The 20555-nt window shown below is 47.1% G+C and carries 16 protein-coding genes and 1 pseudogene; 11 read left to right on the top strand and 6 right to left on the bottom strand.

The genetic code is table 11. The annotated features are described in order from the left end of the window. Window positions 1-45: 45 nt before the first annotated feature. A pseudogene (locus ACES2C_RS03145) lies at window positions 46-605 on the bottom strand (type 1 glutamine amidotransferase domain-containing protein). Between the two features lie 309 nt (window positions 606-914). Here ACES2C_RS03145 and purN point away from each other — a divergent pair. The 8 genes from purN (at window position 915) to rodA (ending at window position 9609) form a co-directional block, all read left to right on the top strand. Then, window positions 915-1499, top strand: a complete 585-nt coding sequence (gene purN, locus ACES2C_RS03150; protein WP_374165559.1) for a phosphoribosylglycinamide formyltransferase — start codon at window positions 915-917, stop codon at window positions 1497-1499. A gap of 176 nt (window positions 1500-1675) precedes the next feature. Beyond that, window positions 1676-2131 (top strand): hypothetical protein, encoded by a 456-nt coding sequence (locus ACES2C_RS03155; RefSeq protein WP_374165560.1) that lies wholly within the window; start codon window positions 1676-1678, stop codon window positions 2129-2131. A gap of 138 nt (window positions 2132-2269) precedes the next feature. Continuing rightward, window positions 2270-3796, top strand: coding sequence for a bifunctional phosphoribosylaminoimidazolecarboxamide formyltransferase/IMP cyclohydrolase (gene purH / locus ACES2C_RS03160; RefSeq protein WP_374165561.1), 1527 nt, complete (start codon window positions 2270-2272; stop codon window positions 3794-3796). Between the two features lie 167 nt (window positions 3797-3963). Further along, the gene (locus ACES2C_RS03165; protein WP_374165562.1) at window positions 3964-4986 is read left to right on the top strand and encodes a rod shape-determining protein; all 1023 of its coding nucleotides are present in this window, start codon (window positions 3964-3966) and stop codon (window positions 4984-4986) included. A gap of 89 nt (window positions 4987-5075) precedes the next feature. Continuing rightward, window positions 5076-5915: a rod shape-determining protein MreC gene (gene mreC / locus ACES2C_RS03170; protein WP_374165563.1), complete on the top strand. Its 840-nt coding sequence runs from the start codon at window positions 5076-5078 to the stop codon at window positions 5913-5915. Further along, window positions 5908-6423, top strand: coding sequence for a rod shape-determining protein MreD (gene mreD, locus ACES2C_RS03175; RefSeq protein WP_374165564.1), 516 nt, complete (start codon window positions 5908-5910; stop codon window positions 6421-6423). Before mreC ends, mreD begins: the two co-directional genes overlap by 8 nt. Beyond that, on the top strand, window positions 6423-8357 hold the full coding sequence (mrdA, locus tag ACES2C_RS03180; protein WP_374165565.1) for a penicillin-binding protein 2: 1935 nt from the start codon (window positions 6423-6425) through the stop codon (window positions 8355-8357). The genes mreD and mrdA overlap by 1 nt, the downstream gene beginning before the upstream one ends. Next, entirely contained in the window at window positions 8350-9609 is a 1260-nt protein-coding gene (rodA, locus tag ACES2C_RS03185; protein ID WP_374165566.1) for a rod shape-determining protein RodA, read from the top strand. Before mrdA ends, rodA begins: the two co-directional genes overlap by 8 nt. Window positions 9610-9620: 11 nt before the next feature. On the opposite strand, the gene ACES2C_RS03190 is transcribed toward rodA, so the two are convergent. Continuing rightward, window positions 9621-10520: a hypothetical protein gene (locus ACES2C_RS03190; RefSeq protein WP_374165567.1), complete on the bottom strand. Its 900-nt coding sequence runs from the start codon at window positions 10518-10520 to the stop codon at window positions 9621-9623. Window positions 10521-10601: 81 nt separating this feature from the next. On the opposite strand from ACES2C_RS03190, the gene ACES2C_RS03195 reads away from it, so the two are divergent. After that, on the top strand, window positions 10602-11177 hold the full coding sequence (locus ACES2C_RS03195) for a thymidine kinase (protein WP_374165568.1): 576 nt from the start codon (window positions 10602-10604) through the stop codon (window positions 11175-11177). A gap of 28 nt (window positions 11178-11205) precedes the next feature. Here the strand turns inward: ACES2C_RS03195 and ACES2C_RS03200 are convergent, their stop codons facing one another. From ACES2C_RS03200 to ACES2C_RS03215, 4 genes are all read right to left on the bottom strand, one after another. Then, window positions 11206-12996, bottom strand: coding sequence for a S8 family serine peptidase (locus tag ACES2C_RS03200; RefSeq protein ID WP_374165569.1), 1791 nt, complete (start codon window positions 12994-12996; stop codon window positions 11206-11208). Continuing rightward, a complete protein-coding gene (locus ACES2C_RS03205; RefSeq protein WP_374165570.1) occupies window positions 12990-14000 on the bottom strand; it encodes a S8 family serine peptidase in 1011 nt (336 codons plus the stop codon). Before ACES2C_RS03205 ends, ACES2C_RS03200 begins: the two co-directional genes overlap by 7 nt. A gap of 86 nt (window positions 14001-14086) precedes the next feature. Next, a complete protein-coding gene (gene dacB / locus ACES2C_RS03210; protein WP_374165571.1) occupies window positions 14087-15499 on the bottom strand; it encodes a D-alanyl-D-alanine carboxypeptidase/D-alanyl-D-alanine-endopeptidase in 1413 nt (470 codons plus the stop codon). A gap of 125 nt (window positions 15500-15624) precedes the next feature. Next, the gene (locus ACES2C_RS03215; RefSeq protein WP_374165572.1) at window positions 15625-16617 is read right to left on the bottom strand and encodes an aspartate-semialdehyde dehydrogenase; all 993 of its coding nucleotides are present in this window, start codon (window positions 16615-16617) and stop codon (window positions 15625-15627) included. 46 nt (window positions 16618-16663) lie between these two features. Between ACES2C_RS03215 and ACES2C_RS03220 the strand changes: the two genes are divergently transcribed. Further along, a complete protein-coding gene (locus ACES2C_RS03220) occupies window positions 16664-18211 on the top strand; it encodes a lamin tail domain-containing protein (RefSeq protein ID WP_374165573.1) in 1548 nt (515 codons plus the stop codon). A gap of 641 nt (window positions 18212-18852) precedes the next feature. Beyond that, window positions 18853-20544, top strand: coding sequence for a gamma-glutamyltransferase (gene ggt, locus ACES2C_RS03225; RefSeq protein ID WP_374165574.1), 1692 nt, complete (start codon window positions 18853-18855; stop codon window positions 20542-20544). Window positions 20545-20555: the final 11 nt, after the last annotated feature.

Here is a 20555-nt window from a genome sequence, read left to right on the forward strand (position 1 = left end):
GTATGCCCCCACTGCGCGTTTCTTGTGAACGCTCTGACTTTTTTGCTAGGCATGCTGGCGGTCATGAACCCCTTCAGCAAACTCCTCGATCATTTTTCTGTTGAAAGCCGGAAGATCCTCAGGCGTACGGCTCGTCACCAGCCCCTGGTCAACCACCACCTCCTTATCCATCCAGTTGGCCCCGGCATAAATCAGGTCAGCTTTAATAGAAGGATACGACGTCATGTCCCTCCCCTGCACAACAGCCGCAGTTATTAAAGACTGCGGCCCATGGCAGATCGCAGCCACCGGCTTCCCGGCCTCAAAAAAGCCTGAATAAAACTGATTGCCTGCTCGTTCAGACGCAGCTGATCAGGGTTAAAGACTCCCCCAGGCAACACCAGCCCGTCATACTCCTCAGCGCTGACTTCTGAAATATGTCTGTCGACCGGTATTTCTATTGACCAGTCATGATGGTTCATGGCTTTCACTTTTTCCTTCTGAGGCGATATAACGTGCACATTTGCCCCCGCCTCCTTTAAAGCTTCCATCGGACTCGTCAATTCCACTTCTTCAAAACCACTCTCGGTCAGAATAGCGATGTTACGATTACTTAATTTTGCCATAATGTTTCTCGTTATTAATAGATACAAGAGCAACCATACCCTGTACGGTTTGTTTGCGCATATCGTCAGCCGGCGGTCAAGTATTCTCGATTTTCCGGAGGCATCTTTGGTGCGAACAATTCCCGCCCAAATGTCCGGCTAGCCTAACTTTATTTATTAACCACAAAGGATGAGCGTTTTACAAGAGCAGAAGAAACTTATTTGCCTGAGATAACTCCGAACTCACCGAACTGTTCCTCAACCAACGATTTTATCTCCGACTAGGTGAATTAATTAAAATCCTGTATGTTTGATAGGTAACAGACAACTATGCTAAAGAAACGTATAGCCATTTTTGCATCGGGATCAGGTTCAAATGCTCAAAAGATCATGGAACATTTCAAAAAGCACCCTGAAGCCGAAGTAGCCATTGTCCTTTCAAACAACCCGAACGCCTACGTCATTCAACGGGCTGACAACTTTGAAGTACCATCCCACGTCTTTGACAGGTTTGACTTCTATAACACCGATAATATTGTCGACCTTCTCCGTAAGATGGAGATCGATATCATTGTGCTGGCAGGATTTCTTTGGCTGATTCCCGAAAACCTGTTAAACGCATTCCCCAACAAGATCATCAACATCCATCCGGCGCTTCTGCCTAAGTATGGAGGAAAGGGAATGTATGGAGACCGCGTTCATCAGGCCGTATTGTCTAATAAAGAAACTGAATCGGGCATTACTATTCATTTTGTTAACGCTCAGTTCGACGAAGGAGAGGTCATTCACCAGTCCCGCTTCAGGATTGAGCAGGGCGACGACATTGAAATGATCAAATTCAAGTGTCAGCAACTTGAACATTTGCATTATCCCAGGGTGGTAGAAAACCTGCTAAAGAAAATGAAGACCATTTAAGAGTACGCTGAGCTGACAAACCAACCTTTTTCCTGTTAAATGAACACCCTATCTTTATCACGGAGAAATAAACTTCCAATGAAGTGTAATTTCCCTGCGTATTCTTTCGTCTGGGCAATAGCGGAAACGATAAGAGAAAGGTATTTGCCCCCAATAAATACTTGCTTGCAACCCTCATGAATAGAACCACTCCCATAATAAAAATATCAGTCCTGATCCTCGCCGTCTGCCTTGCGCTCACCGGCTGCGGAAATAAAAGGAAGAAAATCAGACTTCATGCCCGCGACACTACCGGTTGGAACGTATCAGGAAGCTGGATATTGACCGATAGTTCTACCGCCAAAATGAAAAAAGACAGCATCCTTCCTGATTCTCTCCGAATAACAAAACTAGCTTTAAATGCAGATCATTCAGCCAGGTTATATCCGGTTGATTCAAATGCACAAAAGAAGCCCTTATCCGGACAATGGGAATTTCAGAAGCATGCAGAAGCCCCGGGCGTCTCTTCAATTATTTTACTGACGAGAAAGAACGCAGGAGATACCATCCGTTTGAATGTCGTCTACGACGAAGCAGTCGGAGATACTCTTTTACATGACCGGCATTCCTTTTCGTACCACAAGTCCCGGTAATTCACCAACACCTCGGTGGTCTCTTCATTCCAGACAGGCATGCGCCTTTTATTAACATCGTCCGCTTTTTAAACATTCATTTTTATAAAATTTTTAAGTTTCAAAAACTCTATCTTTGCGGCTTAAAAATTTTATTCCATGAGCCATCCCGTTAAAATCAAAAATGCTTTAATTTCAGTATATTACAAAGACGGCCTCGAACCGCTAATCAAACAATTACAAGAACTGGGAGTAACATTTTACTCAACAGGAGGAACAGAAAAGTTCATCAAAGAACTTGGATGCGATGTGGTGCCTGTGGAGGATTTAACGGGATATCCCTCAATTTTAGGCGGAAGAGTAAAAACGCTGCACCCCAAAGTTTTTGGAGGGATCCTCTCCCGAAGAGCGCTTGATGAAGACAAAGAACAAATTAACCAGTATGAAATCCCGGAGATCGACCTCGTCATTGTAGACCTGTATCCGTTTGAGGAAACAGTTAAAGCCGGTCTGCCAGAAGAAGAAATCATAGAAAAGATCGACATCGGCGGCATCTCTCTGATCCGGGCAGCGGCGAAAAACTTCAATGACGTCGTGATCATCGCATCAAAGAATGACTATAGCAGCCTCCACGAAATCCTCGACCAGAACAACGGGCACACCGAACTCGGACACAGACGAGATTTTGCCAGAAAAGCCTTTAATATTTCATCCCATTACGACACCGCCATCTTCAACTATTTCAACCAGACTGAGCCTCTCCAGGTATTTAAGCAAAGCGAACAACAAGCCAAAGTGTTGCGTTACGGAGAAAACCCCCATCAAAAGGGATACTTCTATGGCGACCTTGAAGCGATGTTTACCCAGCTAAATGGCAAGGAGCTCTCTTATAACAACCTGGTAGATATCGATGCAGCGGTAGCCCTCATAGATGAGTTTAACGAGCCAACCTTTGCTATTCTAAAACACACCAACGCCTGCGGCCTTGCTACCAGAAGCGATTTGCCTTCTGCATGGAAAGACGCCCTGGCATGCGATCCAGTATCAGCATTTGGAGGTGTTATCATCTGCAACGGAGAGGTTGACGGAGAAACAGCGGCTGAAATCAACAAGCTCTTCTTCGAAGTGCTGATCGCGCTATCTTTCAGTGCCGATGCTCTAAAAACGCTCACCGAGAAGAAGAATCGCATTTTACTGCAGCGCAAAGAAGTAAAGCTCCCAGGCAAGCTGTTCAAAACTTTGTTAAATGGCGTTATCGAACAGGACAAAGACAACACGGTAGAAGGCCCGGATCAGATGACTCCCGTCACCGAAAAGCGACCCACAGAAGCAGAGCTAAAGGACCTGTTCTTTGCGAACAAGCTGGTGAAACACACTAAATCTAACACCATCGTACTTGCAAAAGATGGACAGCTTTTGGCCAGCGGGGTAGGACAGACATCGCGAGTTGATGCTTTAAAACAAGCGCTTGAAAAGGCCAGATCCTTCGGTTTTGAAGTTCGGGGAGCCGTAATGGCTTCTGATGCCTTCTTCCCCTTCCCTGATTGTGTAGAAATTGCCGCAGATGCCGGCATTTCAGCCGTTCTGCAACCAGGAGGATCAATAAAGGATCAACTCTCGGTCGACATGGCAAACCAAAAAGGCATTTCGATGGTAGTTACGGGCGTCAGGCACTTTAAACATTAACATAACGTTTTGTTGATGCCGTTTTAAGCTATATTTATTTATAGAACATAGTGCAGCCGCAAGAGGAATGCAAAACGCAGCGATGCCTTTTATGATGAATTGACTGGCAACTATTAAACGATAAATTAATTAACTTTGCATACTTTTAATTTTTAACTACTTCCCTGATGGGTTTATTTAATTGGTTTACACAAGAGATTGCAATAGATTTGGGTACAGCAAATACCCTCATAATACATAATGACAAGGTGGTGGTTGATGAGCCATCAATCGTTGCTTTCGACCGCACCACGAACAAGGTGATCGCCATTGGCCGCCAGGCCATGCAGATGGAAGGAAAAACTCACGAAAACATCCGCACAGTGAGACCTCTGAAGGACGGTGTAATAGCTGACTTTAACGCGGCGGAACACATGATCAGAGGGATGATCAAAATGATCAACAACGGTAAAGGCTGGTTTTTCCCTTCGCTCCGCATGGTTATCTGTATCCCTTCAGGCATTACCGAAGTTGAAAAACGAGCGGTAAGGGATTCCGCTGAAATTGCAGGCGCGAAAGAAGTATATCTTATTCACGAACCGATGGCCGCAGCCGTTGGTATCGGAATCGACGTGGAGGAGCCGATGGGAAATATGATCATCGATATCGGTGGCGGGACTACAGAAATCGCTGTGATCGCACTCTCCGGTATTGTGTGCGACCAGTCAATACGTGTAGCAGGAGACAACTTCGATAGCGATATCGTCCAGTACATCCGCCGTCAGCACAACATCATGATCGGGGAGAGAACCGCTGAAAAGATCAAGATCGAAGTAGGAGCAGCACTTCCCGAACTGAGCGATCCTCCATCTGATTTCGCCGTGCAGGGAAGGGACCTCATGACCGGAATTCCAAAGCAGATAACAGTATCCTATACTGAGATCGCTCATTGTCTTGACAAGTCAATTTCCAAGATTGAAGAAGCGATCCTTAAAGCTCTTGAAATAACACCGCCTGAACTCTCCGCAGATATCTACCAGACCGGAATCTATCTTACAGGAGGAGGCGCGCTGCTAAGGGGACTTGACAAGCGGGTAGCCGCTAAGACCAAGTTACCTGTTCATGTCGCAGAAGATCCGTTAAGAGCAGTTGTTCGCGGAACAGGTATCGCCCTGAAGAATATCGGAGGCTTCAAATTCTTAATGCAATAAATCAAGTTATAGGTTGTAGGTTTAAGTTATAAGATCTGGAAGGCTTCTGACTTTACTTACAACTTATAACCTACAACTTATAACTCAACATGCGTAATCTCTGGCTTCTTATCAGTAAGTATAACGCATTTTTCCTGTTCATCATTTTTTTTATTATTTCAATTGTGCTGATCGTCAACAACAATACGTATCAGCGCTCCGGAGTACTAAACTCATCAAACCGTCTTATCGGACAAGCTTACGAGCGGATCAACCAGTTCCAAAGCTACCTCAGCCTGGCTAAAGTAAATGATAGCCTTGCTACCGAGAACGCGCGACTAAGAAGCGAACTGAAAAATGCATTTTTTGATGACAGTGTAGCGCAGCAGACCGTAAAGGACACTTTAAGCCGGCAGCAGTATGTCTATATCGTTGCCCGAGTGGTCAACAACTCCGTCAACCAGAAAGATAATTATATTACAATCAACAGGGGAAGCAGGCATGGCATTAAGCCGGGGATGGGCGTTATTTGTTCATCAGGGATCGTCGGCATTGTAAAGGACGTATCGTCCGACTTTTCTGTCATCACCTCCCTCCTCAATGGTGACACCCGCATCAGTGCCAGTATTTCTGAGAGCAAGGCCTTCGGCTCTCTCGTATGGGGAGAGGGTAACCATAATCCCAAGTTCGCCTTGCTTCAGGACATTCCCAACCACATCATCGTTCAAAAGGGACAGCACGTTGTTACTTCCGGATACTCCACATTATTCCCGTCAGGCCTTCCTATCGGACGAGTTATTTCTACAAGAAATCAAAGCGGAGAGAGCTTTCCCGATATAGTTGTCATGTTGCATACCGACTTTTCCACCCTGCAATACGTCTATGTGATCAAAAATATATTTGGATTGGAAAAAGAAACATTAGAAGCACAGAGCCGGAACAATGGGTAGAGTAATAATAATCAATCTGATCAGGTTCATCGTTCTGATTTTTATTCAGGCGTTCCTACTAAAGAATATAGGATATTACAACCTGGCCACCCCCTTCTTGTACATCCTCTTCATCATGCTGCTCCCGTTTGAGACCCCCAACTGGCTTTTATTTCCACTGGCCTTTTTAACCGGTCTCACTGTCGATGCATTTTATAACACACCGGGCATTAACGCTGCAGCCTGCAGTGTCATGGCTCTCGTCAGGACCATCTTCATCAATATTACCGTGCAACGGCAGGGCTTTGAAAATGAACCGGAACCAAAGCTCGGCATTATGGGCTTCAGATGGTTCTTTTTTTACGCCATCGTCCTCACGTTATTTCATCACATCACCCTGATATTTCTGGAAGCCTTCAGTTTTTCTGAGCTGCAGTACGTACTAATTCGCTTCCTTTTATGTTCTCTTTTTACCATTGTTCTAATTTTAATTTCAGAATTTATTTTCTTCCGTAAGAAAGAGCGTTAATGAACAGTTTTTTCACCAGAAGGTATGTCGTTCAGGCTATATTCATAGCTATTGCGCTGGTCCTGCTTGCGCGGCTCTTCTATATCCAGATTATTGATAAAAGCTACTTCCTCTCTGCCAATAACAACGTCCTGAGGAAAGTAATTATTTATCCGGCCCGCGGGGTGATACTTGACAGAAAAGGAAAGATCCTCGTACAAAATGAGCCCGTTTACGACCTCATGGTGATTCCACGAGAAGTCAAGCCATTCGACACTCTTGAGCTCTGCCGCCTGATAAGTATAAAAAAATCAGACTTCATAAAGAAGTTCGAAAAAGCAAACAACTTCTCTCCGTACCGGGGATCCGTCCTTGAAAAGCAACTTTCAGCAATCACCTTTGCCCGACTGCAGGAAAAACTGTTCGAATACCCGGGGTTTTATATTCAGAAACGTTCCGTCCGCCGGTATCCCGACAGTATAGCTGCTCAGTTCCTTGGTTATATCAACGAGGTGAACGAGAAAGACATTGAAAAATCCAACGGCTTCTACCGGCCTCAGGACTACATAGGCCGTACCGGAGTAGAAAAAGCATACGAAGAAGTCCTGCGCGGACAGCGCGGCGTACAAAACCTGATGGTTGACGCGTTTAACAGGCCTAAAGGGCACTATGCAGAAGGAAGGTACGATACGCTGGCGGCCGCTGGTGAAAAGTTGATATCCTCCTTAGATAAGGACCTCCAGAAGTTTGGCGAGCAACTGATGAATAATAAAATCGGGAGTATCGTCGCTATTGAACCATCCAGCGGAGAAATTCTTGCCTTTGTCAGCAGCCCCAGCTATGACCCGAACCTCATGGTCGGACGATACAAGGGGAATAACTACATGCGACTGCTCAACAGCCCCAACCATCCGTTGTTTATCCGCCCCATAATGGCAGAATATCCGCCCGGATCGATCTTTAAAGTGATCAATGCACTGGTCGGTCAGCAGTTCGGACTGGTAGGCTCCGGCACCAGCTTCTTTTGCCCGGGCGGCTACAGATATGGACGCAGAGGGCTGATGCGCTGCACACACGTCCATGGAAGCCTTGACCTCGCTCAGTCAATACAGTACTCCTGTAATACCTATTATGGGTACGTCTATAACAGGATGATCGATCACGCGGGAATGCGTCCTGTAAAAGCGTACCAACGCTGGCGCGATGCCGTGTCCCGCTTCGGCATCGGCAGCAAATTAAACATTGACCTGCCCAACGAGAGAAAAGGCAACCTGCCCAGTGCAGAATTCTATACGCGTCACTTCAAAAGCAACAAATGGACCTCCGCTTACAACATCTCCTTGTCCATCGGACAGGGCGAGCTGGGCATCACCCCCTTGCAGATGGCCAATGTTGTCGCCGCTGTTGCAAACAGAGGGTTCTTCTACAAACCGCACCTCATTAAAGCGATCGGCGAAAAGAAAGTCATCAAGGAGGAATTCACCAAACGAAACAGCGTAGGAATCGACGCCCGCTATTTTTCCCCGGTTATTGAAGGTATGAGCCGGGTAGTAAATCAGCCTGGAGGTACCGCCTCCTACTCCCGTATTCCGGATATAGAAATATGCGGAAAGACCGGAACCGTGCAAAACCCGCATGGCGACAATCACTCTGTCTTTTTTGCCTTCGCGCCCCGGAATAATCCTAAAATTGCTATCGCCGTCGTGGTCGAGAATGCAGGTTATGGTGCTACCTGGTCAGCTCCAATTGCCAGCCTCATGATCGAGAAGTACCTGCGCGACTCCATAGCAAGACCTCGGGGATACGTGGAGCGAATTTTAAACGCCAACCTGCTCCCGGGGGCTAAGCCGCGCTACAGAACTCCTCAGCGCAAGGAAGGAGATAGCACTGCAAGCCGGAAAGATATTAAACCAGTTGAAATTGTTACCCCTAAAGCTGTCCTGGAAGATGAATAATCAAAGAAGCCTGTTTTTTAATGTCGACTGGATTATCATCCTGATCTACCTCGCACTCTGTGTAATCGGGTGGTTTAACATTCATGCAGCAGTCTACGATCCTCTTCATCCAAGTATTCTTGATCTCAGTACCAACTATGGGAAGCAATTCCTCTTTATAATAACAGCTTTACTTCTGGGATCAATCATCCTCCTGCTCGACGGCAAGTTCTTCAGCAGCCTCTCACCTGTTTTTTATGGCGTTACCCTGGTGCTTCTTGTAGTCGTGCTTATTGTGGGAAGAAATGTAGGTGGTAACCAGGCATGGATTCCCCTGGGCAGTTTCAGACTCCAGCCTTCAGAGTTTGCTAAATTCTCCACCTGTCTTCTCCTTGCCCACTACATCAGCTCAAGCAATCTGAAAATGTCCGACATCAAGATGATCGGCATTTGCCTGCTGATCCTGCTTATTCCTACAGCACTCATCATGCTTCAGCCCGATACAGGCTCAGCGCTCACTTTCACATCTCTGGTCTTTGCTCTCTACCGGGAAGGGTTGTCCGGCTACATCCTCATTATCGGTGCCACCGCTATTGCCTTATTTGTACTGACACTCCTGTTCAATAAGCTGCTCCTCGTCGGAATAATAGTCGGCCTGGCAGCCTTGATCCTCATTTTGTTCCGCCGAAGCAGAAGGTTCGTAATTCCTATTTCCCTGGTCGCCGTTGGCTGCATTCTCTTCATCTTCAGCGTGAACTTCGCCTATCAAAACATTCTCGAAGCCCATCAGCGAAACAGAATTGACGTGATCCTCGGAAAGATCAATGACCCCCGCGGACAGGGCTATAATTTAAACCAGTCCAAGATCGCCATTGGATCCGGTGGTCTCTGGGGTAAAGGATATCTGCAGGGAACTCAGACGAAATACGATTTCGTTCCCGAGCAAAGTACAGACTTTATTTTCTGCACCGTAGGAGAAGAATGGGGTTTTGCAGGAAGTTTGGTAGTTGTCGGTCTTTACCTGACCATGCTTCTTCGGATTGTGAATCTCGCAGAAAGGCAGCGCTCCTCCTTCACCAGGATTTATGGGTACGGCGTGGCATCCATTCTTTTCTTTCACTTCTTCATCAACATCGGAATGACCATTGGGCTGGTGCCTGTGATCGGGATACCTCTGCCCTTTCTAAGCTATGGCGGCTCTTCCCTCTGGAGCTTTACGATTTTGCTGTTCATCCTGTTGAAACTGGATTCCAACAGGATGGGAGTGGTTTAACATTGGCTGCTTCAAGAGCCGAAACGTCGGTGCAGCACCTCATAGAATTTTTCAACGGTGGCCTCTTTTGCGCTCCAGTTATTCTTTGCCGCGTAGTTACTTTGGAGAAACGCATCTGCTGCTTCAAAAGAGTCAAACCGGTTCAGTATCTCGATAGCCTCGCTGTAGGCAAGGCTGTAACCGTTAAAAAGCTCTTTTATGAACAGTAGTTTGTCATTGAGGCTGACGATAGACTTTAAATCTTTTACGGGCTGATGCGAAAACTTTCCGGAAACTGATTCCTGCGTCTTTTGCCCTGAAATAATATCGTTAAGGGTTCGTACAGGAGCTTGCTCAGTTGCCACAGTTTGGGGTTTAACCTCGGGTTCCGCTTTAATCACCGGCTCGGGACTAACAGCAGGCACAACAACCTCCGGGATCACCGGCAACGGAAGAGGCTCAGGCTGCCGCACTTTCGGCACATCCGCTACTGACGGCTCTGCAGAGAATGACGCCCCCTGCGAAACAGGAGTTTCAGCCTGTACAGGAAAAACTTCTTGCACAACAGGCACAGCCCCCTTTGTATCGGCAGAGGTCCCCTGAAATTGTTCCTTCAGCTCCGTCGAGGAGAGCACCTCTGGGTCCTGAGCTTCTCCTGATTGAACTATTTCCGGTTCACTAAAGTCGGTTTTTGACGTAACAACACTTGCAGTAAAAGCACGATCTTCACTAGCTGCAGGCGATTCTTGTCTGGCTGCACTGAGCTTTAAGAGGATCTTAATATGCTCCGCCAGAAAATCTGCGTTTGCTGACAGCAGTTCCAGTTCCAGTTCATTCAGACTTGCCGGATTCTCTGATATATACTGGTATTGATCATTCAATTCGGCTAAAATTCCTCCTACTTTCCTGAATAACTCGGCTTTGTTCATCATGATAAATATTGGATTTATGTGTTGGTAATTCAGTTCTCAAAAGTAGCATTAAATTCTGATATTAGCCCCCGCAAAAGGGATATGCTGTTTAGCGAGTTACATTTCAGATCAAAAAGTAATCCAAGAGGAAGTATCGAGGTGATTTGCGGTTCTATGTTTTCAGGAAAAACAGAAGAACTCATCAGAAGATTACGGAGGGCTCAGATCGCCCGGCTAAACGTCGAAATTTTCAAGCCAAAAACCGATACCCGCTATGCCGAATACGCCGTTGTATCTCACGATTCCAACTCAATTCAGTCAACACCTGTAGAAACCTCCGGCTCTATTCTGCTGCTCGGCACCAATACCCAGGTAGTCGGTATAGACGAGGCGCAGTTCTTCGACGAGGGCCTGCCTGAAGTCTGCATTCAACTGGCCAACAGAGGCATACGAGTGATAGTAGCCGGACTTGATATGGATTTTCAGGGCCGCCCATTTGGTCCGATGCCTGCGCTTATGGCTATCGCTGAGGATGTGACGAAGGTACATGCCATATGCGTTCAATGCGGAGCACCGGCAACCTACTCTTTCCGCACTGTCCCAAGCGAAACCAAAGTACTGCTGGGCGAAAAAGAGAGCTACGAACCACGGTGCAGAGAATGCTTTTACAACGGATAGCAGACCACCTTCAGATCGTACAGTATCCCTATCTCACCACACTAAGTTTATGAGATGTAATTTTATTATTATACTTTAAGCGCAGGATGTATATTCCGCTTCCTACATCGCTAAGATCATAATAAAGCGTATGGGCACCAGTCGACATGGCCTCGTTCGCCGCCAAGCGTTTCACGAGCTGTCCCATCACATTGTAGAGATCCAGGGAAACAGTGGCATCAACCGGCAGGTTGATCACAGCAGCCAGGCTATTGTTGTTCCGCGGAGTAACGGGATTCGGATAAGTTGAAAGAACAGCCGTTCTGTCCGCAGCCGTTCTGCTTATGTACTTTTGCTCTGCCTTTTCCAGACTCTCGCGTAAGTCTTGCAAATTGTCCCCTCCGGCGTAGGCGAAGGCTAGCTTTACACTGCTGTTAGGAGGGATAGTTAAAGGTCCATATCCGCAAACGAAGGCAACATCGGTTCTCTGAACACTGTTCCCTCCCTCCTGTACACCCGATGAGAGCGTTTGATATTTCTCCGCGACTGTAAAAGCGCCGTCCGATAAAAACCCAGAGGAGTTTGACAAAGGATAATAGGCAGGTGCTGCTGTCGAAGAAAGAAGCTTTACCCCTGCGTACGGAGCGCCGCCATTCTTCGTACTGTAAGCGTAGGCGATACGATTCAACCCGTCATAAGCTGTCGCATTAGCAGCTGGATCGCTGATGTCCCAATCATTGAATAATCCAACGTAAACATTACTGAGTGTAGCAGCATTCTTATTGATCACCTCGTACTCAGCAATGACATACTTGCTGTTTTCCGCATCCTTTCTTGCCGTAACGGAGTTCCTCACCGTGATATTCAAAGGAGACCGATTACCAGAATCGTCAAACTCCGAATTTGCAACAACAGTCGTATCCGTCTGGCTCTCTCTTACGGAAGCGGTCTTAACGAAGTGGTTGTCCGCCTCATTCTCATTAACGCGGGTGTTATTAGAAACTTGCGTCCTTGAAGTACCTATCATAAGAGAAGCCTCGTATAAAAGCTGGTTCCCTTTATACTCAAATCCCTGACCACCACTCCGCCCCTGATAGCTATAACCCATCCTCCCATTACTGGTGGCGGTTGTAGCAAGGCTCTCTGTATTGATATTCACATAATCCAGATTTAGATCAAGCGAGAAAAAATCATAATCCTGATACTGGCCGTCGGCAGAAGACAAATCTACTCTGAATTCCACAGACGAATTTTCCGGAATCGTTCGCCCCACCTGAATAGAAAACGGACCAATCATCGTCTTCGTTTCAAGTGCATCAATCGAATTCACATTCAACACATTACCAAAAACAGAAACGTTAGGATCGTCACTCCTCAGGCTGACCCGTAATCCGCTCACAGGTTGAAGATAGTTCTTCAAGTCCAGGTAGACATTAATAATTGAACCAGCGAGTAACCGTCCTCCGTTGTCATCTTTTGCCAAAACGTTATCGATCCTTACTGAAGGCAGCGTCCGTTCGGTAAGAGCTCTGAAAACATTCAGACGGCCTTTCCCAAGTTTGCCTGCATAAGACAGATTTTTCGAATCAATATTGTCTGCAGTCACCCTCAGCAGTTCACCAACCTGCCTCATAGACAGATCAAGCCGGTAAGACTTCACCAGTGCTGCCGCGCTGCTTACAATCGGCGTAGCCATAGACGTGCCCGATTTGAACCCGTAACTGTTCGAAAAAGTCGTGCTAATAATATTATTTCCTGGAGCACTAAGAGCTACAACACTACCGAACTTTGAACTACTACTTTTTATATCGTCCGCCTTTACATTGGCCACCGCTAACACCCCCTATATGCAGCAGGATAGTCTGGCGTTGTATTTCCGTCGTCACCTATATTTCCGGCAGCCGCAACAATCAAACAGCCCTTACTGATCACATAGCTTACGATATCCTGTTCATACCGGCTATACTGCTGCGTGCCCCATGAACAGTTGATGATCATGGCACCATGATCTGCCGCGTACTTGATACCGTCGAAACCCCTGTAAATATGATCCGGGTCGTCATCAGCCGCTGTTTTCACTATAAAAAGCTTCGCATCTGACGCAATACTGGCTACTCCCTTACCATTGTTACTCACTGCCGATGCAAGCCCGCTCACGTGCACACCATGGTCGTTAGCACTTCCCACTACGTTGAAGTCGGCATCCTCGGTAAAAGTTGAAGTTGACGAAGTGGCTCCAACAAGGTCGTACCCTCCAATAACATTGGCCGACAAGTCTTCGTGTCGCTGCTCGGACCCTGAGTCAACTATTCCGATAATTACCCCATTTGAAGATTTGATCACATCCCATGCCTGCGGCGCACCAACTTGCTGAAGGTAGGACTGAGACGAATAGAGGCGGTCATTGGGAGTATAGTCGATATGGGCGATATAACTGGGCTCCGCATACTCAACATCCGGATCCTTTAATAGCTCGTTGATAACCGTCGCAATATCAACATCACCGAAATATCTCAACTCGTAGATTCGGCTCAGGCCAATCCTGTCAGTTTCACGTGAAACAGCACTCTTGCTCTTGTTCAAATTAGTAGCAGGAAACTTTTGAACAAGGCTTTCAATAGTTGCTGATTTTAGATCAAGAACAGGTCCCGCAGACAACGTTTTTGCAGCAGAATTAGGCGCTGCTCCCTCCTTGAGCTTCACAATGACCAGGCCCGGCACAAAAATCTTCTTGCCTGATTGAGCGGATAATTTAAAAGTACGGTTTTTGTTGGCAGGACTGGTCTGAGCAAAGGATGAAAGCACCGAACACAGCAGAAATAATAAAGGTAAGAGTCTGGTCATCCGGTTGTTTTTATCAAAGCTAATAAATAAATAGTTCCTTTTCGCCGGCCCGGTTTAATAAGTTCATTCCAAACTACCCAGGCCTGCTACTTCAGGGAATCAAGCATCCTGAACATCTTCTGCCTGATCGGGGTGGTGCTTCCGGTGTAATGATTCGTAATAAAAGAGAAGACAAGCGGCGTACCTTCCCGCGTCTTTTGATACCCGGCATACGCCAGAACATTCCTGATACTGCCGCTTTTCATTTTCATGTTGTTATAAAGCGGAAGACTTTCATAGAAACTATTGAACCAGGGCGCTTTCCATGCAGATTGCAGGATCTTGGCCATAGCCAGCGTAGTGATCCTGTTTTCAGGCGACAGTCCTGAACCGTCTAACAGATCGATGGCATCCGTATCGATGCCCTGCTGCTTACTCCAATAACTTTGCATAACACGGCACCCCTCCTGAAAACTCGCATCCTTCCCTTCTTGCAGGGCAATGGTTCTCAATATACTCTCCGCATACAAGTTGATACTCTTTTGATTAAGCCAGTATACTATTTTTTGCAAGTCCGGCGAGCTGTACTTGTCGAACTCGCCAGTTCGAACCGGAACTTGTGCCCCGTCCTGATTCAGCCTTCTTGTTGTCACTGCAGCTCCTGAAATACTTATTCCATTTCTTGTCAGTCGCAGTTTCAACTCATCTCCCATGAGCTGAGCCGGATCCGGAACAGAGATCATAACCGTCTTTTTCAGATCGATACCATAACTTCCCCTAACGTATACAAGATTTGAATAGGGGGCCGAATAAGCATATACATTATCACCACTGCCAGGGGAGCCAGTCTTGAGCTCGTTCACCAGCTGCAAGCCTGAAATAACGGGGTCCGTTCCGCTCAAAACGGCCGGTTCTCCTGTCCGCACTCCAGGTCTGATAAGAAGCCCAGTCTGGTTCTCACGCCAGTTCCCGGCTGTTGAACCTGCTCCATAATAATTCCCGATGTCTTGCCATATCCAGCCCTGCGGGGTAGTCTGGCTCCCAAACAGCTGATCATCAATCACAATACGGCCATTCACCTTCGTAATCCCGGCATTTTTAATAACCGAAGCCCACCGGTCCAAAATCACAGGAGCACCTGTCTGATCGTAACGCGAACTGCCCAGAGAAGGATCACCACTTGTTGTGACTATTAAGTCGCCATCCAGGACGTTGTTGCTCACCTTGCCGGAATAGCCCAGCGTGGTTTGCCAGCGAAAATCCTTCCCAAGCAAATTAAAAGCAGTAACAGAAGTAACAGTCTTTAAAGTCGAGGCTGGCGCCAGTCCCGTGTTCTCGCCACTGGCAAAAACAACCTCGCCAGTCTCGGCATTTAAAACAGTTATTGAGCTCAGCCCATATTTCAGCTGACCGTCCTTTTCAAACTGCTGATACGCCGCCGCGATCTTTTTTCCAGCGTTTGACTCACCACAACACCAGACAATGAAAGGAGGAGGATAAAGAAAAGAGTTCTCATACAAAAACGGGAAACCTGCATTAAACAAGAACTGGCTCGAGAGGTCTCCAGCCAGTTCTAAAAATTGGTATTCTGTAACGCGTTCACCAGCACGCCGCGCTTTTACTAGCAGCGTAAAAGAGCCCGGCCTTACTTCAAAATGCCTTGTTTTAATAAATATTCTGCGATCTGAACTGCGTTAGTCGCAGCTCCCTTGCGAAGGTTGTCGGCAACTACCCAGAGATTAAGTGTATTGGGTTGTGACTCGTCCCTGCGGATACGGCCTACAAACACTTCATCCTTCTCGTGCGCATCTTTCGGCATCGGGTACTGTAGGTTGGCCGGATCGTCCACAACGATGAGTCCTTCCTGCTCTTCCAAAATCTGACGAACCTCAGCGAGGTCAAAATCGTTTTCAAATTCAATATTAACAGCCTCCGAGTGTCCTCCCATTACCGGAATACGGACTGTAGTTGCAGTTACGTTAATGGAATCATCGCCCATGATCTTCTTGGTCTCAAGGATCATCTTCATTTCCTCCTTCGTGTACCCGTTCTCAAGGAAAACGTCAATGTGGGGGATCACATTCAGGTCAATAGGATAAGCATAAGCCATCGGGCCATCTACTCCCTTCCGCTCATTCATGAGCTGATCTACCGCCTTCTTTCCTGTGCCGGTAACCGACTGATAGGTAGATACTACAACGCGCTTTATTTTATATTTATCATGGAGCGGCTTCAGGGCCACCACCATTTGAATAGTAGAACAGTTAGGATTGGCAATAATTTTGTCCTCAGCGGTTAGTACATTTGCATTAACCTCAGGAACAACCAATTTCTTCGTAGGATCCATGCGCCACGCCGACGAATTATCGATCACTACTGTACCGGCTTCTGCAAACCTTGGAGCCTGCTCTAAAGAAGTGCCTCCTCCGGCAGAAAACAGGGCTACATCCGGTTTCATTGCAATTGCTTCATCCACTGTTACCACCTTGTACTTCTTACCCTTGAAGTCTACTTCCTTACCAGCACTCTGGGCTGATGCGACGGGTATTAACTCAGTAACCGGGAAATTGCGCTCTGCTAAGACTTTTAACATCACCGAACCTACAAGGCCCGTAGCGCCTACAACTGCGACTCTCATTTTAATTGTGTATAAATATGTTACATAAATTTTAAACCTGGCAAATATGAAAAAATGTTTGCTCTTTTTCGCCTTTTTATGCGTGAATTTTACGTATGGCCAAATTAAAGAGACCTTTAGTGACCCAAACCTGAACGAATCTCCTCAATGGTCAGGAAATCTGTCAGCTTTCCGCGTCAATTCCTCTCAGCAGTTACAGACGGCTAAAAGCGATTCCTCAAAATCCGTCTACCTCGTGACGGAAAGCAAGGCTGCTACCAACGCCAGCTGGCAATTCTTCGTCCAGCTTAACTTCAGCCCCTCTGCAGCCAACTATGCGCGCGTCTATTTGATCTCCGACAAAAAAGACCTGAATGACGAACTGCATGGATATTTCCTGCAGATTGGTGAAAACGGGTCAAAGGATTCATACGACCTTTTCAAGCAGGACGGAGAAAAGGAAGAATTGCTTATTGACGGCAAAGAAAGCAGAGCAGCGGGAAGCAAAGTAGCAGCGTGGATAAAGGTAACGCGTACTGCTGATGGTCATTGGACTCTTTACTCCCGTAACGAGGGAGAAAGTTCCTATACGTCCGAGGGAGAAGTCACGGATCCGCACCCTTTTGTGAATTCAGCCTGCTTCGGCTTGAGGTGTACCTATACGAAAAGCAGATCTGACCAGTTTACTTTCGACGATATTACCGTTGGTCCTTTCGCGGACGACAATCCTGTACCTTTACCTGATACTCCCGGCAACACGGGAATCAGCCAAATCGGGCCTGGCGACATCCTCATCAGCGAAATCCTTTTCAACCCGAGGAAAGACGGGGCCGACTTTCTCGAAATCTATAACAATACGGGGCATGCTATTGACGTGTCGGCACTTAGCCTGGCAATAATCAAAAAGGACTCGCTAACCAGTATAAAGCCGGTAAGCAAAACCGCTTATGGGCTTGCCCCACACTCCTATCTCGTCCTCACGACTAACCCTGACAACATTAAATCGGAATATCGGACTGAGAACCCGGAGGCCTTTTTGAAAATGACCTCTATGCCCGCCTTTAATGACGATGCAGGAACGGTGGTCTTGCTTGCTGATTCAACGCGGATAGATCAGCTCACTTACTCGGCGAAAATGCACTTTGCCCTTATCCGAAATCCGGAGGGAGTATCTCTTGAACGGGTAAGCTTTAGTCGCCCGACCAGCGATCCCGGCAACTTTAGATCTGCGGCGGGCACGGCGGGATTTGCCACCCCCGGATACCAAAACTCGCAACTTGTAACAGAAGGGGAAACAACGGAAGAAATTTCCCTCAGCAGCAATACATTCTCACCGGATAACGACGGATTTGAAGACGCCCTTATGATCCATTATCACTTTGCCGAAGGAGGTAAGGTCGCCAACATTTGGGTATTCAACGACCGCGGCATCCGTGTTAGATATCTCTGCAAAAACGAGACGCTTGGGCAAAGCGGAACAATTACCTGGGACGGACTCAATGACGACAACAACCGTCCGCCTCTGGGAATTTACGTCGTGTACATCGAGATCTTTGACCTTGCCGGGCATGTCAAAAAATACAGGAAGCCCTGCGTCCTGGCAGCGAAACTGTAAAACATTAAGCAATCTTCCTCCCTTACCTGAATAAACATTGGGAGCTGCGTCAGAAACGCAGATGATGCGACTGAAAGAGCACTCTGAAACGCACGGCGCACCGCAGGGCTCTATCCTCAGGACATGGATCATGTATTCTCAAATTACGATGTAAACGATACTTTTGCGGCCTTCCTTTTGTATCTTTGTCTTACAGAGTCATCGAGCGATGACACTGTGCCCCGAGGCCAGTGATTTTATTACTGGCTTCGGCTTTTAAGACCTACTAAAAACCGAGCTCTTCTCATTGAACCCAATCTCTATTATCTTTCTGTTCTTATGATCCTTAAATCTGATATTGGAATACGGTTATGTGCTCTGTTTGGCGATCTTCTGCAATCGATATCATAGCCTAATCAGCTCGTTTGGAACCTACTGAAACAGTTTGTTTAAATCGTTTAGAGGGAAAAAATTTGCACATATTTCTTCTGCGACGAATGTGCAGTCAACTCTTAAGTCGGGCGACGTTCCTTCTTTTGATCCTGCGGAGATAGATTGCGTAGCTCAGGATATTTACTTGCATCTCCTTGTTTAGAAAATTGTTATTTTGGATAAAAGAATACGGCGCCTGCAATGCTCTCTTGCGCCTCATTACGAAAAAAATGAAGAAACTCGTAAACATCTCCTGTCTGACAACGATCATCCTTTTGTTTCCGCTCTTGCTGCCGGCGCAAAAATCAGCAGCGACATATTTTCGGAATGGCCTTGTTGTGTCAGCACATCCTGAAGCTTCAAGAGTAGGCTTAGAGATATTGAAAAAAGGCGGCAACGCTATTGATGCAGCAGTTGCCGTACAATTTGCTCTGGCAGTCGTCTATCCTAACGCCGGCAATATTGGAGGCGGCGGCTTCCTGGTTTACCGGAGCAGCAAGGGAGAGGTGGCGGCTTTAGACTACCGGGAAAAAGCACCGGCAGGAGCCAGCCGGAATATGTATCTCGACCCTTCCGGAGAGCCGATCAAAGAAAAAAGCCTCTATGGTCATCTGGCGGCAGGAGTCCCCGGAAGTGTAGACGGAATGATAAAGGCGCACTCCCGCTTCGGTAAACTGAAGTGGGCAGACCTGCTCGAGCCGGCCGTTAAGCTGGCAACCAAAGGCTTTACCCTCACCTCCATGCAAGCAAACGAGCTCAATAGCCTGAAAGAAAAACTAATTCACTTTAATCCCGGAGGCACCGCCTTTGTAAAAGCATCTGACGACTGGAAAGCCGGCGAGCTGCTCGTACAACCCGAACTTGCCCGCACACTTCAGCGTATCCAAAGGGAGGGAAGAAAAGGCTTTTACGAAGGAGAAGTAGCAAAAGCGATTGCCGGAGAAATGAACAGGGGACAAGGCCTCATAACCCCTGCAGACTTAAAGAATTACGATTCGAAATGGCGCCAGGCCGTCATAGGCAGGTATAAAGACTTAAAAGTCATCACCATGCCCCCTCCGTCCAGCGGAGGCATCGCACTTATGCAGCTGCTCATGTCTGTAGAACCCTATCCTTTATCACGCTGGGGGCACAATCAGGATTCAACGATACGCATCATAACCGAAGCAGAGCGACGGGTTTATGCTGACAGGGCGAAACACCTCGGCGATCCGGATTACTATCAGGTTCCCCAACGACAGCTTCTCGATGCTGAGTACCAGAAACAGCGAATGAGCTCCATGGACTGGACGCATGCAACCGCCAGCAGCAGTGTTCAGGCTGGCGTATTTAAAACCCATGAAAGCGAGGAAACCACTCATTTCTCAATCGTCGATAAGGACGGAAACGCGGTTTCTGTCACAACTACGCTCAATGGATCCTACGGTTCCCTCGTCGTGGTAAAAGGCGCAGGCTTCCTTCTGAACAATGAAATGGACGACTTCTCCGTCAAACCAGGCAGCCCTAACATGTACGGTCTGGTCGGAGGAGAGGCTAACGCTATTGCTCCGGGCAAAAGAATGCTGAGCTCAATGACGCCGACCATCCTCGAACGCAAAGGGAAACTATTTATGGTAGTGGGGACACCCGGAGGATCTACCATCATCACCTCAGTACTTCAAACAATTCTTAACGTAGTCGAATTCGGGCAAAACATGCAGGATGCTGTAGCTTCAAAAAGATTTCATCACCAATGGTTGCCCGATGAGATCTTCATAGAAGACGGAGCCTTTGACACCGGCACCATTCAAAAACTTTCACAAAAAGGATATAAAGTGACTGCCAGGGGCACAATAGGACGGGTAGATGCCATACTCGCTACTCCCGAAGGGTATCAGGGAGGTGCAGATCCAAGAGGAGACGATACAGCAGCAGGCTATTGATTAAAATAGCC

Source organism: Arcticibacter sp. MXS-1 (genome assembly GCF_041902385.1).
Taxonomy (GTDB): domain Bacteria; phylum Bacteroidota; class Bacteroidia; order Sphingobacteriales; family Sphingobacteriaceae; genus Arcticibacter.

Bases quoted from the DNA above. Each gene is read 5' to 3' on its own strand.
- purN (WP_374165559.1), top strand. From the start codon at position 915: ATGCTAAAGAAACGTATAGCCATTTTTGCATCGGGATCAGGTTCAAAT.
- ACES2C_RS03155 (WP_374165560.1), top strand. From the start codon at position 1,676: ATGAATAGAACCACTCCCATAATAAAAATATCAGTCCTGATCCTCGCC.
- purH (WP_374165561.1), top strand. From the start codon at position 2,270: ATGAGCCATCCCGTTAAAATCAAAAATGCTTTAATTTCAGTATATTAC.
- ACES2C_RS03165 (WP_374165562.1), top strand. From the start codon at position 3,964: ATGGGTTTATTTAATTGGTTTACACAAGAGATTGCAATAGATTTGGGT.
- mreC (WP_374165563.1), top strand. From the start codon at position 5,076: ATGCGTAATCTCTGGCTTCTTATCAGTAAGTATAACGCATTTTTCCTG.
- mreD (WP_374165564.1), top strand. From the start codon at position 5,908: ATGGGTAGAGTAATAATAATCAATCTGATCAGGTTCATCGTTCTGATT.
- mrdA (WP_374165565.1), top strand. From the start codon at position 6,423: ATGAACAGTTTTTTCACCAGAAGGTATGTCGTTCAGGCTATATTCATA.
- rodA (WP_374165566.1), top strand. From the start codon at position 8,350: ATGAATAATCAAAGAAGCCTGTTTTTTAATGTCGACTGGATTATCATC.
- ACES2C_RS03190 (WP_374165567.1), bottom strand. From the start codon at position 10,520: ATGATGAACAAAGCCGAGTTATTCAGGAAAGTAGGAGGAATTTTAGCC.
- ACES2C_RS03195 (WP_374165568.1), top strand. From the start codon at position 10,602: ATGCTGTTTAGCGAGTTACATTTCAGATCAAAAAGTAATCCAAGAGGA.
- ACES2C_RS03205 (WP_374165570.1), bottom strand. From the start codon at position 14,000: ATGACCAGACTCTTACCTTTATTATTTCTGCTGTGTTCGGTGCTTTCA.
- ACES2C_RS03215 (WP_374165572.1), bottom strand. From the start codon at position 16,617: ATGAGAGTCGCAGTTGTAGGCGCTACGGGCCTTGTAGGTTCGGTGATG.
- ACES2C_RS03220 (WP_374165573.1), top strand. From the start codon at position 16,664: ATGAAAAAATGTTTGCTCTTTTTCGCCTTTTTATGCGTGAATTTTACG.
- ggt (WP_374165574.1), top strand. From the start codon at position 18,853: ATGAAGAAACTCGTAAACATCTCCTGTCTGACAACGATCATCCTTTTG.